The sequence below is a fragment of the uncultured Shewanella sp. genome (genome assembly GCF_947491715.1).
GTDB lineage: Bacteria > Pseudomonadota > Gammaproteobacteria > Enterobacterales > Shewanellaceae > Shewanella.
In genome coordinates, this window is record NZ_CANLKR010000009.1 from 75120 (window position 1) to 89934 (window position 14815).

The 14815-nt window shown below is 43.7% G+C and carries 8 protein-coding genes; all 8 read right to left on the reverse strand.

Annotated elements, in window-relative coordinates; translation table 11 throughout:
* Window positions 1-156: 156 nt before the first annotated feature.
* Entirely contained in the window at window positions 157-540 is a 384-nt protein-coding gene (locus tag Q0779_RS08895; RefSeq protein ID WP_298771759.1) for an Imm50 family immunity protein, read from the reverse strand.
* Between the two features lie 11 nt (window positions 541-551).
* A complete protein-coding gene (locus Q0779_RS08900) occupies window positions 552-1085 on the reverse strand; it encodes an HNH/endonuclease VII fold putative polymorphic toxin (protein WP_298771831.1) in 534 nt (177 codons plus the stop codon).
* A 150-nt stretch (window positions 1086-1235) separates the two neighbouring features.
* Window positions 1236-1556, reverse strand: coding sequence for a hypothetical protein (locus tag Q0779_RS08905; RefSeq protein WP_298771760.1), 321 nt, complete (start codon window positions 1554-1556; stop codon window positions 1236-1238).
* 15 nt (window positions 1557-1571) lie between these two features.
* Entirely contained in the window at window positions 1572-7112 is a 5541-nt protein-coding gene (locus Q0779_RS08910) for a DUF6531 domain-containing protein (protein WP_298771761.1), read from the reverse strand.
* 123 nt (window positions 7113-7235) lie between these two features.
* The gene (locus tag Q0779_RS08915) at window positions 7236-8237 is read right to left on the reverse strand and encodes a DUF4123 domain-containing protein (RefSeq protein WP_298771762.1); all 1002 of its coding nucleotides are present in this window, start codon (window positions 8235-8237) and stop codon (window positions 7236-7238) included.
* A gap of 196 nt (window positions 8238-8433) precedes the next feature.
* Complete coding sequence (locus Q0779_RS08920) at window positions 8434-8880, reverse strand: hypothetical protein (protein WP_298771763.1); 447 nt, start codon at window positions 8878-8880, stop codon at window positions 8434-8436.
* A gap of 519 nt (window positions 8881-9399) precedes the next feature.
* On the reverse strand, window positions 9400-9870 hold the full coding sequence (locus Q0779_RS08925; protein WP_298771765.1) for a hypothetical protein: 471 nt from the start codon (window positions 9868-9870) through the stop codon (window positions 9400-9402).
* A gap of 2 nt (window positions 9871-9872) precedes the next feature.
* A complete protein-coding gene (locus Q0779_RS08930; RefSeq protein WP_298771767.1) occupies window positions 9873-14777 on the reverse strand; it encodes a DUF6531 domain-containing protein in 4905 nt (1634 codons plus the stop codon).
* Between the last annotated feature and the right edge of the window lie 38 nt (window positions 14778-14815).

Genomic DNA, 14815 nt, shown 5'->3' on the forward strand with positions numbered 1-14815 from the left:
TTACTGAGATTTACTGATAACTGCGTTACATGGAATGAAAGAAGAAGAGTTTGATTAGGCCCTCAATTCACTGTCAAAAAGGTCAACACTACATTACGAGTAACCAAGCCCACAATGACTTTCATGTTAAAAATCATTGTGGTGACCTAATTATTGTTATTCTGATAAATAAACGGATGGAGTCGTCAGGTTAAGGAATCGACAATTAAATTCTATACGAACATTGTCAGCTTCTACATCAACATAATATAGATTATTTTCTTTTTTTATAGTCAGTTTAGCTCTGATGTTATAATCCCAGCCTACAATGTTTAACTTATCAATTACACTACAGTTTATTCCCATCCTACATCTGTTAAAATCAGTTCCCCATTTTACTGGCGGTTTATCTGGTAATTCATCTACTAAATCAAATGCCAATATTAATGTCTTTGCATCCCTAATTAACTCTAAATCAAAGATATCAATGAGACCGATATCAGGACAAATACTAAAAATTTTGTTTATAAAAACTGTATCATCAAATTCATTCCATTTCATAATGTCACTCTTTAAAATTCATAATGTGGTAAAGTTCCAGGCACTTTACCTGTTCTTGTGTTGCTAATTGGACGAACATTATAATGTGATCCCTGATTCCCTGCTGTTCCTGCTGTTCCTTCCGGCCCAAAAATATGCCCAGCGGAGTGATCCTGTATTATTATTTTTGAGCCATCTCCCCGCGTATATTGATATTCCTTTGTCCAGATAAGCTGGTTTGATTCATTTAATATTGGATTACCTTCACTATCAGTCATCTTAACCTCATTATATTGAGAAGGTTGTTGTGTTCTTTTGTTTATCACTGTATCTGGATGTTGCGTTCTTGGTATACCAGCATCTTTTTTGGCATGTTTAAACGCTCCTTTCTTGCCATATTTTTTAGGACATCCTGCCAACCCCAGCGGATCCACCCACTCCATGGGGTTGTGGACATATGAGCTTGGCCGTAATCCCCCCGCTATTCCTATTGGGTCTGGGGTTAAATATTGACAGCTGTCCGGATCATAATATCTGTGACGGTTATAACTCTTTACCCAAAGAATGGCCCTGTTTCAGCATCAAAAATTTGGCCCTGACTCTCCATCAATAAAAAATTAGATCGCAACTGACGGGATCATTGGCGGCTTGTTCGAGGTATTGGTACTCACAAAAGAAAGAAGGGCTAAAAAGCCCTTTTATGAATTTAAGCGCAGCTAAATTTTACTTTTTAAAACAACAATCATTGTTTCTAAAAGCGTTCTATAACTTATCCAATCTTCATCCTCTATCATCCACTCTATTTCCGTCTCTTTTGAGAGGGTTTGATTCATTGGATATTGACGTTCTACCACCATTCTTTCAAATAACTCAAGCAATTGAACTGGTTCATTAATCCTAGATAACAATCTCACCACAGAACCTTTAGCTAAATCTTCTTGTACACATTTATCTCCCCAGTTTTCATCTATTAAATCAGCGTGATAAAAACAAACAAATTCTTGAACAACAATCTCTTCAATATTATTTAAAACCATTTTAATTATCTCTAATTATTCTATAGGAAAATAAGTCACGGGTTCCCACTTACTAGTACTAGGAACATATTCATAAATTAATTTTGCTTGTGCTAATTTTACATCATCTTTTTCGGGAATGAAGTTCCCTTGTGAATCTCTCAAATTACGTCCACTTGAATCTTTAGATCTTATCCAACGTTCACCATACCCTTCTGGATTATTAGTATTAACAGTGACAGCATGCCTATTAGGTCCATCCGCTGTCATTGTTGGTATATTTTGATTCATTAAATCATCATTCAGTTGTCTTCTACCACGCCCTAATGCTTCAGCCTCTGCTTGTGGTGTAATAAATTTAGACGCTTTTGAAGTTGGAGCACCTTGCTCCCCTGAAGGTTTAATACCTGTCACAATTCTATTTTCTTGCTGAGAAGCTGTTGTTTGTGAACCATGTTCGGCATGCCCATGCCCATGTTGTGCTTTTCGAGGGTTATTAGGCTCCAATGTTTGATCTGCATTTTCAACTGTTTTAGAAGCTCTATCTCTCGAATTTTTTGCTTTCCATTCACTCTTCGGGCATCCACTCAACCCAAGTGGATCCACCCATTCCATGGGATTACTCACGTATGAGCTTGGACGTAGCCCACCCGCCATGCCGATAGGATCAGGTGTTAGGTATTGACATGAATCAGGATCATAATATCGGTGACGGTTATAGTAAAGATTTGTTTCTGCATCGAAAACCTGACCTTGATATCTTATGTCGCAACTGACGGGATCGTTTGCTGCTTGTTCCAAATACTGTCGTTCCGGCAATCGGCTGTCACTAACACTCTTGAACTCGCCCCACAGTTGCTGTTTACCGCGCCATTCCACGTGACCTTCTTCGCTACAGAGTTCCCTAGGACTGCCTGCATGATCGTTGATAATGTAGTGTAACTGCGGTGCTAATTCCCCTTGATTCGGATCAGTCTCCTTAATCACTCTTTGAGCTAATGGACGGAAACTATCCGGTTCGTACATCCATTGTGTAGTGTCATAAAGCGTGCCGTCTGCGTAGCGGCGCTGTTGCTCGATGAGGTTATCACCATCCCAAAGATAATGAATATGACTGGCTTTGGCACTTTGTTTTTCGGTTTGGCTATTCGCTTGCTTAATCTTACTGACTCGTCGGCCAAAGGCATCATACTGATAGAACCAGATGTCACCGTTAGGCACTGTTGCCCTGATAAGGCGATCTTCTTCATCCCACTCGAAACGGGTGACTCGGGGTCTAAAGCCTTTTTTATCAGTGACTTTTTCAAATACGCGACCACAGAGATCGTAGTGATAGGTGTGATCGCCAATGCGCTCGACGCGGCCGCCTTTTTGGTATTTAAGCTGTTTTTCGAGCCGCTTAGCGGCAAAGTCAATAATGTTGGTTTTGGGCCTTGCCAGTGGATTCGCCAATGTAATCTGCGCAGCATGATTACTGGCATTGGCGCTGGCATTAGACAGGTCAAGCTGATTGACGGCGGTAAGGTTTTGCACTTCGTCATAATCGAACTGCTTGACGCTTGTTGTATTGGTAAAAGGCGCTTCATGCTTCTGATGAGTAATTTGGCCATTGGCGTTGTGCTTAAACTGACTCTTGCCCCAGTGAGATTCATCAATTTCGGTAATGCGCGCCAGCGCATCGTACTGATAGCTACGTTGCAGTGCTTGGAAAGAATCGGGCTTGATTGGCCCTTTTAAATCATCCCCACGACTGGCCCCCGTATTAGGCATTAACCCCGCATGGTCTGAATGACGTGCATGCTCATAGCCGATGAGTTGCTGGCTGAGTAAGTCGCCGCCTAGGCTCCATTCTTGGGCTAAATCGAATCCTTGCCCATTGGAGCGAAACGTCTCTAAACCTTGATTGTTGCGCTCAAATTGCAGGGCTTGATGCTCACTTATTTGCACGCCATTCAATAGCCCTTGCTGATAATCTAACCCCACTTGGTATGGGCTTGCTGTTTCTAAGGGCCGCTCAGGACTGTCATTCTCGAAGGGCCGCTCTAGGCTATTGATAGCGACACGCTCACCTGCGGCATCGTATTCACTGTTAAGAGTTTGGCCGTTGATGGTTTCTTTTATGCGGCGACCGCTTAAGTCATATTCGTATTCGACCACCACCTTATTAGCTGAGCCGCCATCAGCAGTCGACACACGTTTACGGCGGCTGTCATCCACCGTGGCCTTGATGAGTTGTGAGGCGTCATCGTATTCAAAGAACGTATTCGAGGCGACAATATAGCGGGGTTTTTCCGCTGACGGCGTCGTTTTGTGATCCGCTTTCTTATCGTTAAGCAGACTTGCCAAGGCAAAGGCTTGCTTTTGAATGAGACGGCCCAGCGCATCGTAATAAAAACGCAGCTGCGCGCCATCGGGGGTGGTGCGTTTTGATACACGACCGAGTTCATCATATTCAAATTGGGTTTTACGGCCATCGAAATGCCGCTCTTCAATAATTTGACCTGCCTCGTTATACTGATAGCGCCATTGATCTTTTTGACTGTTAATGACGCCCGTAAACTGCCCTTCTCCGTTGTACATGTACTGCGTGCGATGACCTAAGGGGTCGGTACTCACCTTTAAAATATCAAATGCGCCGTATTCATAACCGTACACTTGCCCGAGGGGATCGATGACTTTGGTGAGATTACCTTCAATATCATATTCAAAGCGCTGCTCAGTGCCGTCTTCAAAAATTACTTTTTCGGGTGTGAGTGAGCTATTTTGGTATTGCCAGCGCCTGACTAGCTCCTTCTCTTTATTAAAAGCAGCTGAAGGCTCTCGACCAGCTGAGGGCTCTTGCTTATTACTGTCAAAAGGAAGAGACGCTGAAGGCGCTTCATCTTTAACAAACGTGCGGCGCTCGGTTAAGCGGCCTAAGTCATCGTACTTAAAACCAATTTTATGCCCCAACGGCGGTAAAATCGTTTCGATTTGACCTTGGCCGTTATAATCAAATTGAGTATTGAGCCCATCGGGGCTAGTGCGGCGGGTCAATTGACCTTGTGAATTATAGCCGTACTGCCACGCCGCCCCTAAGGGATCTTGCGCCTTGAGTAAATTGCCTTGCGCGTCATAGTCATACTGCCAGCGGGCCCCCAAGGGGTTGGTGACACCAGTCAATAAGCCATCGTCATTATAAGTGTATTGCTGCTCAGTGCCATCTGGGGCAATAATACGGGTGATTTGTCCCCAGTCATCGTACGTGTACGCTGTCCGTTCACCTAACGCATTGGTTTCACTGACAAGCTGATTGTCTTGCCATTCTGACAGCGTTACATAACCATTGGCATCGATGTGTTTAACGATGTTATTACGCTCATCGCGGTAAAAGCACTGAATGCCTTTTAAGGGACTCTTATAAAAAATGACCTTATTGGCATCATCATAACGGGTTTGACCTTGCCAGCGGCCATCACTCCCCCGTGTACTGAGTTCACGACCTTGATCATCATAAGTATGCTCAACCCAAGTGGTGCCTAAGTCTGACCAACGTAATAAATTATCATCATCGTCGTATTGGTAATCAAAATTATTGCCCGCATCGCCGCGCACTTTAACCAGCTGACCCATGTGATTATAGCCAAAAGTCGCCAAGGTTTTCAGTGGCGTGCGGTATTCATCGCATAAGGTGAGCGTCTGCATACGGCCTTTATCCAATTCAACCTGAATACGTTGCTGACTATCACTGGAATTAGCACTGGAATTAGCGCCGAGTAAAATCCATTTTAATTGAGCGCGCTCATATAAAAAATGCACCGCATTCCCGTGAGCATCGCTAATATCCGTGAGTAATAAGGTACTCTTATGAAAGCCAGAGTGATTAAAGCCAAAGCGGCGGCCATCAAGATGGCGCATGTATAAACGCCCCTTTAACCGCATAAGGCGCCATTGTGGCATATGCGCTGCACGCTCAGAGCCACCCTCTTCAGGCAAGATGTAATGGGCTTCACCGCCTTTGTCATCGGTGAACACCGCCATATCATCATGGATGCTCAGGCTCATGTCCCAATAACTGCGCCAAGTGCGACCCAATAATCCGGGAATTTTGTCTTTTCCCGAATGATAAAAACGCTTATGAATGAGTGGCATTACCCCTTGCAGGGTAAAGTCGGTGCGCCACTCCACCACGTTTCCCGTGGCCATATCCACAGGATCGTTCTCACATTCAGTGGCCTTATCGGTCTTTTGCTTTGCGTTTTGGCCTTTGCTTTTCTCTTTATTCAGCAAGACTTTCTGCTGATCGTTCACTATGTCACCTTTACCCGCACTCACGGAAGCCAGTGGATCTTTGGTGCCTTTGGGTCTAGGCGTACCGCTGAGTTTGGTGAACACTTTGCCCATAAACTCATCGACTTTCTTCGCTACCCAATCGAGCATTTCATCGACTTTTTTCGACAGCATTTCCATGGCTTTTATCATGCCATCAAAGCCATCTTTTAATAATCTGACAATCCAGTTGCTCTTGGCCGCGTTATTGAGGGCTTTCTTCAAGCCTGTAATAATTTGATTGAGTAAATCCAGCGCTTTTTTACCGTATTCTTTAATGCCGCTGGCAAAATTGCCTAAAAACTTGATCACATTGCCGTTAGAGAGACTGCGCAGCATTTTAATGCCCGCTTGAATGGATTTTGAATCACTCTTCTTTAACGCCTCAATCACCACGTTGCCGGTTTTTTTCAGCGCATCGCCAAGACCGGGCACAAACCCCACAATCGCCAAGGTTCCTACCGCCCAATGCAGCGGATCGCTGCGGCTCCCCTCTTCGCTATACGTCGTCCAGCCCCATTGGCCCACATCATATAAATCCATGGCTTGACCCACCACGGGCACAAATCCCAAGGCAATTTCGCAAAAAAGCAAAATCGAGCTGTTATCATTGGCCTTACTACTGACTTCGGCTGGCAAACTAGTATGAATACGGTTTACCGCCACTTTTAAGTCACGCGAACCCCCATTAATTTGCTTATTCAGCTCCCAAAAGCGCGCATAGGCGGGCTCGTATTCATCGGGCACATTTAAAAATAGGCTACTGTCATCCACGTCAACATTGTTATCATCACTGTCGCCGGCATCGTAAACTAAGTAACCTTTGTCACGTAAAATGACGAATAAACTAAAGTACTCCCCCGATAACGCCGCATGCTCAGGATTGCTTTGCAGTACTGGGTTATTGATTTGCGTTTCTGGCGCCTTAAACTCATCACTGCCTTCTTCAAGTAATAAATCAAAGCTGCCACAGCCCATGTCTTCGATGAGGCACAAGCCCTTTTCATCGGTCTCACCTGCAACCTTGGTATTGTTACTGTCAGTGAGTTCAAAGGGGGCGTTGGGGACGGGTTTACCATCATCATAATGATAGTAAATCAAGGCACTGCAACCACATTCGGTACAGCCACCCGATAATGTATTGTTGGTACTGAAGTTTTTCTTCGCCGCTTCTGAGCTTGAAATGAGCTCGGCTTTCTTATTTTGGCTGCTATTTGAGCTAGTGTTTTGATTGCTACTTGAATTATTATTATTCGTATCATTACTCATACTGACGCGTTTCCTTTCGATACCGGTGGCTTACCTGCGCATTCAATTAATTTACTTTTCTTTTTGCTACGCTTTATCCTAACTTGTGGCGATCCCCATCACTGTATAGCGACTCATCTGCGGCTATAGCTGAGCGATAGCCGCTTCATGTAATTGATCCATTTTGCTTATTCCGCCTTTTTGCTTATGTTTAGCGAGTACGGTTTGAGCCCATTGCTGCTCGATAAAATCATCACCACACACCATAGATAAACTCAAAAAGCGGATCTTATCTTGTGGGTTAGTAAAGTCATGTTGCTTAGCAACCAATAATCGCTGCTCGATAAAATGCAGCATGTCATCATCAGACCAAGACTGACTCTCTGCATGATGTTGATGTAAATGTGCTTGATAGGTTTTATAGTGTTCAAGCTGACTCATTTTATCGAGTGCCAACTGCTGAGGCGGACTCAATACGTTAGGCGAATTAGCTTGACCTTCAGTCTTACCTTGACCGCCTTGATTATTTAACGCTTGATTATTCAGCACTTGCAAGGCTTGCCATTGACTGTCTTTTTCCTTCTCACTCTCTGCTGTCGTGTCCGCGTTGGCTGTAAACATAAATTGATCCACTGGGCCAAACAAAGCCGACTGTTCAAGCTCAGTGCTTGCCTGTAATAAGGTCGACAGCACTTGCCAATCCGATAAGCGCAATACCTGCTGGCCGTTATTCCCCTCAGCTTGTGTTTTAGCATTCGTTTCCGTTTTCACGAGCGTCCATTGACGCAAATGATGCAATAACCCATTGAACTGCTGCGCAGGAGGCAAAGCGCGTTGCTTAGCATCCAGCACTATCGCCACGCCCCAATGGTCGACACTGCACACCTCTTCTTTCAGCTGTGGCCAATTGTCAATCGTCACAGGCAATAAATAGGGTGAAATGGAGGCGTGCATGCGCCCCGCCTCGCCCCAATACAAACGACACTTTTCACTACGGCCACCACTGAGTTCATCGGCGAGTCCCAACACCCCCTCATTGCTCACCGCTTCCGCGAGGATAAAGCAGCCGCCTTGCTGTATTCTCTCTAGCCAATAATCATTGTTGCGAGTCTTTGCTAGCACTGATGTTATTGCTTGCCTATCCATTTTTTACTCCCTTCCGATAGATCTAAGACATAATCCAATTGGCCTCAACAGATTTAAATGTAACAAAATTAGGAGCTTTTTCTAATCGTAATTTGATTAGCTCTTTTGTTTGCCTAACTGTTTTGATGTTATTTATATTCACTAATTAATCATTGTTAAACAGTTGATTACTTAATTTAAGTGCTTATTTCCCAATTCAAGCAATTCGAAACCATCCACCAGTATATTCTCTCTCAGGGGAAGTCAATTTCCAAATTGCCCCACAAGATATACACTCATAAAAACCTGAAAAAGCGAGAATATTCGAAGGCTCTTCAAACCAACAGGGCTCTTTTATCCTTCTAAATACACCCTCTAAAATGAGCGCTTCCATCGCATCATCACATTGATTAAATTCAACTCGGTCAATAAACTGACCATCTGTATGAATAGCCACACACTTCAGACAGTCCTTTAAAGATTTGGACAAATAATCCATCATCAACATGACTTTCCCTAACTTCATTTCCAAAAAAACGCCACTAGAAAGTCCATTCTTAAGCTCTTTAGCATGCGCTTTAACCCATTGACAAAACTCATCGACTGTAATTAATGAACTACGAACTTCTTGGAGCTTATAGTTCAACAACACATTGATATTCATATAGGTTCTCTTCTCTACACTAGAGACCAATTACCTTTAAAAGGGGATCAGGTTCAACTAACCTCCAAACATTGCCACATTCATTGCATTGAAACCATTTATCAATAAAACCAAGAAAGTTTTGTCTGTCAATTCACTTTCGAGGAAAAGAGATACCAACTTGGCATTCATCACATACATATCCCTCTTCAGCAGCATTATGAGGTGTCCTATCATAAGAATAATATCTCAACTGAGGCTCACATATTGCTATCTGTTTTTTATCATTATCTTGTAGCTTCATGTTAAGCCGCATACCCTGCCAGTTCCAAGGGATCCGACGATAAATACTGACAACTGTCAGGATCGTAATAGTGCTAATAATTACTGCTATTTACTAAAAAATGACCCAATTTCTTAAACAAACACTTGTCCCAGACTCTTTATGATGAAGATGACAAGTCACAATTCATCGGTTCCTCCTTGGCAGCTTGCTTGATAAGTACTTAAGGGGACAAACTCATCATTGAATAAAAGAGTTCAATTACTTTTATTCATATAGTGATTCATAATCTTCACTAACACTTGTGAATTCAAGTCATCAAATGCTTCTGAATACATTGCAATCAACTCCTTATTAGCTTCACTCACTTCTAAGTGCGCAAAATACTGTTTAATTGATTGTGTTATTGGCGCTTCTTCCTCATTGACAAAATTAACGTTTAACAGCACCCCGTTATTTTTTAATCTATTAATTTCAAATATATTGGCTAGTAAATGTCTTAAATCTTGTTCATTTGACGTTAGCGAGCCAATAAAGCGATTAAACGCTTCATTAAATATACAAAGATTATTTCTATTGCCATTCAAATATGGAGCCAAATTTCCAGATAACCTTATTCCATAACAATGCCCACCATCCATAGGATTATGAGCATAGTATTGCCCTTCTCCCTTAAAAAAGCGCTCGGTTTCTGATCGTGATACTGCTTGTTCAAATAAATTATCCATTCTTACTGTAACCTTTTGGTATTCTTAAATACATTCGATAGTTCATTTAGACTATTTTTATGTGAGATATTCTCTGAACCAACTAAAGCTGCCTCAGTTGCACCACCTTTCGTTTTACCTCCTGGAACCCATTCATTTGGATAAGCACCAGCCTCGTTACCATCAGGAATATCATAGGAAAAACGTGGATCATTTGGTTCTATTTTTATGTATAAAATTTTATCATTTGAAAGGTCTACATTTACACCTAACGCCAAATCATCTCTTAATATTTTCCAATCTTTTCCAGAAGATTCATATTTATCTATAATTTTATCCATTTCAGAACTTAATCCCACGAATTTTCTAGGGGGTAAGCTTTTATATAACGGATTACTTAACCAAGATTCAATTGCAATAAAACCAGCACCTTGTTTGTTAAAACTGTTAACATGCATATCAATATAAGATGGAGGAAGATATGTTAATGGTGACGATCGGTTAGGTTTATTTGTGGCTAGGACATTCTTCATTTTATGATAATTAATAGCAGCTTCTGCACTGTTAGCAAAATGACCTTTGGTCATTTTTTGAAATTGATTCCATGAATTCTGTATTGCTTTTTTACAAGCCCCTCCACTCAGCCCCAACGGATCTACGAGTTCCATTGGATTGTGAACATAGGAGCTTGGACGTAATCCACCTGCCATCCCGATAGGGTCGGGAGTTAAATACTGACACGAATCAGGATCGTAATACCTAAACCTATTATAGTAAAGCCCTGTTTCAGCATCAAAAATCTGACCTTGATAGCGTAAGTCACAATTAACCGGATCATTAGCGGCTTGTTGGTTATTGTTCTCAAGACGACTATCTTCAAAATCATACAGTGCTTGCTCGTCGCGGCTATCTAAGCGTGTGAGTGGGGTATCCAATTCATTAAACTGCTTGAACTCCCCCCAGAGGCTTTGCTGGCCGCGCCATTTTACGTCACCCGTTTCGCTGCACAGCTCTCGTGGCGTGCCCGCATGATCGGCAATGATGTAGTGTAATTGTGCTGCAAGCTCACTTTGATCACTATTTGCTTTTTGCACTCTTTGAGCCAATGGGCGGAAACTCTCTGGTTCGTACATCCATTGAGTTGAATCAACCAGCGTGCCATCTGCATAGCACCTTTGTTGTTCAATGAGGTTATTGCCATCCCATAAATAATTTATTTGAGACGGTTTATTGGCTCTTTTACTGCCAGCTTCCCCGCTCTGCTGCTTAATCTTGGCTACACGACGGCCAAAGGCATCGTATTGGTAGAACCAGATGTCACCGTTTGGCACACAAACTTTAATCAGCCTGTCTTCTTCATCCCATTGATATTGAGTGACTTGGGGCCTAAAGCCCTTTTTCTGCGTGATTTTTTCAAACACCCGGCCGCAAGCATCATAATGATAACTATGCTCACCAATACGTTCAACTCGGCCACCTTGTTGGTATTTGAGCTGTTTTTCTAGTCGCTTAGCAGCAAAATCAATAATGTTATTCGATGTTGGCTGACTACGATTGGAAACAGTTCCGCTTTGTTCAGTACTTTGTTCAGGAGTTGGTTTAGCTGAACGAAGCTGATTCACTGCTACTAAGTTCTGCGCGGCATCATAGTCAAATTGCTGTACGTTGAGTTCTGACTCCACCGACGTTTCGCTAGCCATACCTGCTACAGGCATTGTAGCTTGATGAGTGATTTGGCCATTGGCATTATGGCTAAATTGGCTGCCGCCCCAATGAGTTTCATCGATGGCGCTAATACGGGCTAGCGCATCGTATTGATAGTGCCGCAGTAATATCCGCGCGCCTTGGGGCTTGGTTGGCCCTAAATAATAAGGCTGATGAGCCTCACCTTTTGTATCGACCGTCCCAGTCTCTGCACTCTGCCCGACCAATTGCTGCGTGGATAATTCCTGAGTAACTAAGTCTCCACCCAAACTCCAATCTTGGGCTAAATGAAAGCCTTGCTGGTTTTGTCTGGAAACTTCAAAGCCTTGACTGTTGTGTTTAAATTGCAACGCTTGATGATCGCTAATTTGAACACCAGTGAGTAAGCCTTGTTGATGAGTGAGTTGCATTTGATAGGGGCTGGCATCCTTTAAGGGCCGCTCAAGGCTGTTGATCGCAACACGCTGGCCACTATCGCCATATTCACTGCTAATAGCGTGACCGTTGATTGTCTCAAGAATACGTTGCCCTGCAAGGTTGTATTCATACTCAACGACCACTTTGTTACTTTTGGTTGATGCGAGTGGATCAGCCTCTACTTGTGGTGCGTTTCTTTCAGCAGCAGTGGCACTTTTATAGCGGCTATCATCCACCGTGGCCTTAACGAGCTGTGAGGCGTCATCGTATTCAAAAAAGCTATTGCTGGTAATGCGATACTCACTTTCAAGCGATGATCCTCTGTTTCCTACGCCTGTGCTACTGTGTGTACTGTTTTGTGTATTAGTGTGTTTATTGCTCGTAACGAAATGTTCGCCTTGCAATTGCAGCGCTTGCTTTTGAATTAGGCGCCCAAGCACATCGTAGTAAAAACGCAATTGAGTGCCATCTGGGGCAATGCGTTTTGCCACTCGCCCTAAGGGATCGTATTCAAACTGGGTTTTGCGGCCATCAAAATGCCGCTCCTCTGTAATTTGGCCTAATTCGTTATAATGATAGCGCCACTGATGATGTTGGCTATTAATGACGCCTGCAAATTGACCTTCGCCGTTATACAGATAACGCGTGGTATGCCCGAGCGGATCGGTGGTGGCCATTAAGCTATCAAAGGCACCGTATTCATAACCATAAACTTGACCTAAGGGATCGACGACTTTAATAAGGTTGCCTTCGATGTCATAATCGAAGCGCTGCTCACTGCCATCTTCAAAGACCACGTGACTGGGCTGTAACTTACCTTGCTGGTAATGCCAACGCCTGACTAAGGTTTGCGATGGCTTTTTATTAGCTGAGGGCTCTTTATTCTCTGCTTGTTCATTATTTTTATCATGAGCGGCTTCGTTGACATAGGTACTGCGTGCGATTAAACGCCCCAATGCATCATATTCAAACCCTAAGCGATGACCAAAGGGTGGACACATCTGACTCATTTGCCCTTGTTCATTAAAGCTAAACTGGGTTTGCAGGCCATTCGGGCTCGTTTGCTTGGTTAATAGGCCTTGTTCATCGTACTCAAACTGCCAACTGCGCCCTAAGGGATCGCTCGATTGAGTCAGGTTTTGCTGTTCATCATAGTCATACTGCCAGCTGGCGCCCAAGGGGTTAGTGACGCAGAGCAGCTGACCATTATCATCATAGTCATACACATGCTCACCGCCATCGGCAGCAATAATACTGCTGACTTGCCCCCAGTCATCATAAGCATATTGGGTTTGCTCACCCAGCGCATTGGTTTCACTGACAAGCTGATTATTTTGCCACTCAGATAGCGTCACATACCCATTGGCATCGATGTGCTTGACGATGTTATTACGCTCATCGCGGTAATAACACTGAATACCTTTATGAGGACTTTTATAAAAAATGACATTTTTGTCATCGTCATAGCGGGTTTCATCATGCCAGCGACCATTACTGGCACGGGTACTTAAGGCGCGATTAAACTCATCATAGGTATGCTTAACCCAGGTTTCCCCAAGATCGGACCATTTAAGTAAGTTATCTTGCTTGTCATACTCATAATCAAAGTTATTACCCGCATCGCTGCGCACTGATACCAGCTGCCCATCACGATTGTATTCAAAGGTGGTTAAGGTTTTAAGGGCTTGCTGGTTTTCATCACATAAAATGAGCTTAGTGATAAGCCCATCTTGTGACTCGACGTTAACCTGCTGTTTGTTGTCACTAAGCTTCACCCACTCTAACTTACCATTATCATAAATAAAGTGCAGTTCATGGCCATAGCTATCACGAATGTGGCTCAACGTTAAATGATGTTTTTCTATTGTTTCAACAATCTCACTGTCAGCAAATATATTGATATCACTATCATCACCTTCATCCTCAATCGGATAAATTGGCTCGGCACTATCAAAGCCTAAATACGTGCCATCAAGGTGACGCATCACCAGCTGCTGGTTTTGACGGATTAATCGCCATGCAGGCATATGGGCTGCGCGTTTTTCCTCACCATCGGCAGGCAAGGCAAAGTGGGCTTGACTGCCTTTATCATCGATAAAAGTGACAATGCCGTCGTCAATATCAAGGCTCATGTCCCAATAACTGCGCCAAGTCCGCCCCAACAAACCCGTGAGTTTATTTTTGCCTGAGTGATAAAAACGCTTATGAATAAGGGGCACTCGCCCTTGCAAGGTAAAATCAGTGCGCCACTCCACCACGTTACCGGTGGCCATATCAATAGGATCGCCTTCGCATTTGGTGGCAATAGGGGCTGGCGCTTTTGCATCTTTTTTCGCGGCTTGCTCATCTTTATTGGTTTTTTGACTCGATGTGTTCGGATCAAAAATATCCATGGCCTCAGTAAAGGCGGCTGCTAGCGGCGTCAGCATCGGCTCGAAATTGAGCATGGGCGCATGGGACTTGGCCGCGCCTTCGGCACATTTGTGGGCGGGAGACTGATACGGCGTATCACCTATGAGCACATCGGGTGAGCCTGCGGCGACTTTTCCGCCACAATCGATGGCATCATCGACCCTGGCTGCGGGTTTACCATTAATGCTGACATTGGATGAACCCGCTTTAATGCTGCGCATATGAATGCCATGAGGCATGTTAGGACAAGGACACATGTGCAGCAGCACCATGTCACCTTCTCGCGCCGCAGGCATGCCATTGATACTCACATCACCACTGCCCGCTAAAATAGGGGTCGCTGGCATACAGCCGTGACCCGCAGCGCTGTCACCGAATCTCGCCGCTTTTGGCATACTGGTTCCTTTTCCTTAATTCTGCTTATCCATATACA

Coding starts and splice junctions, on each gene's coding strand:
- Q0779_RS08895 (WP_298771759.1), bottom strand. CDS start 540: ATGAAATGGAATGAATTTGATGATACAGTTTTTATAAACAAAATTTTT.
- Q0779_RS08905 (WP_298771760.1), bottom strand. CDS start 1,556: ATGGTTTTAAATAATATTGAAGAGATTGTTGTTCAAGAATTTGTTTGT.
- Q0779_RS08910 (WP_298771761.1), bottom strand. CDS start 7,112: ATGAGTAATGATACGAATAATAATAATTCAAGTAGCAATCAAAACACT.
- Q0779_RS08915 (WP_298771762.1), bottom strand. CDS start 8,237: ATGGATAGGCAAGCAATAACATCAGTGCTAGCAAAGACTCGCAACAAT.
- Q0779_RS08920 (WP_298771763.1), bottom strand. CDS start 8,880: ATGAATATCAATGTGTTGTTGAACTATAAGCTCCAAGAAGTTCGTAGT.
- Q0779_RS08925 (WP_298771765.1), bottom strand. CDS start 9,870: ATGGATAATTTATTTGAACAAGCAGTATCACGATCAGAAACCGAGCGC.
- Q0779_RS08930 (WP_298771767.1), bottom strand. CDS start 14,777: ATGCCAAAAGCGGCGAGATTCGGTGACAGCGCTGCGGGTCACGGCTGT.